The 1,202-nt window shown below is 63.9% G+C and carries 1 pseudogene; it reads right to left on the reverse strand.

The features are described 5' to 3' along the window. A pseudogene (locus J3E64_RS20590) lies at positions 1-1,149 on the reverse strand (IS3 family transposase). Between the last annotated feature and the right edge of the window lie 53 nt (positions 1,150-1,202).

Below are 1,202 nucleotides of genomic sequence, written 5' to 3' on the forward strand. Positions count from 1 at the left end.
TCAGAGGTAGAGTCCGGTTCCTTCATGATGGTTGCTTGAGGTGATGGCAACCTGTCTGGGGGCATGCCCCCAGACAGGTTCGCCGGCTTTCTCGGCGGGTGTTCTCCCGCCCAGTTTCGAGTGTGGCCTGACGTGGTTGTAGTCGTGCCGCCAGGCATCGAGCACGAAGCGGGCGTGCGGCAGCGACGTGAACAGCGTCTCGTTGAGGCATTCGTCGCGCAAGCGACCGTTGAAGCTCTCGACGAAGCCGTTCTGCATCGGCTTGCCGGGGACGATGTAGTGCCACTTGACCCGCCGCTCTTGCGACCAGCGCAGGATGGCTGACGAGGTCAGCTCGGTGCCGTTGTCGCTGACCACCGTATCGGCTTGCCGCGCATCCCGATCAACCGCGTCAGCTCCCGCGCTACCCGCACGCCCGACAGCGACGTGTCGGCCACCAGCGCCAGGCATTCCCGTGTGTAGTCATCGACCACGCACAGGATGCGGAACCGTCGGCTGCACGTCAACGTGTCGGAGACGAAGTCCAGCGACCAGCGCTGGTTCGGCCCATCCGGCAACACCATCGGTGCTCGCGTGCCTAGGGCGCGCTTGCGGCCACCGCGGCGACGGACCCGCAGGTTCTCTTCGCGATATACCCGCAGCAGCTTCTTGTGGTTGGGTGTTATGCCCTCGCGCGCCAGCAGATAGCCCAGGCGTCGGTAGCCGAACCGGCGACGCTCCGCCACCAGCTCGCGCAGCCGCTGCCGCAGCGGACCATCGTCTGGCCGTGACGACCGGTACCGGATCACCCGCCGGCTCACTCCGACCAGGTTGCACGCCCGACGCTCGCTCAGCCCGTGGTGTTCACGAGCATGAGCGACGGCTTCCCGCTTAGCGCCGGGCGTTACCATTTTTTTATGCCAGATCCTTCAACACCACGTTGTCGAGCATCGCCTCGGCTAAAAGCTTCTTCAGCTTCGCGTTCTCGTCCTCGAGCGCGCGCAGTCGCCGCGCCTCGGATACCTCCAGGCCGCCATACTTCGACTTCCACTTGTAGAACGTCGCCGAGCTGATCCCATGACGACGGCACACGTCTGCCGTCGCCATGCCCGCCTCCTGCTCCTTCAAGATCGCAATGATCTGCTCTTCGCTGAACCTGCTCCGCTTCATATCCGTCCGACTCCTTCGCGTCGGACTCTACTCAAAATCGGTCACATTTCAGG

This window comes from Sphingobium sp. OAS761, from assembly GCF_024168485.1.
Lineage (GTDB): Bacteria > Pseudomonadota > Alphaproteobacteria > Sphingomonadales > Sphingomonadaceae > Sphingobium.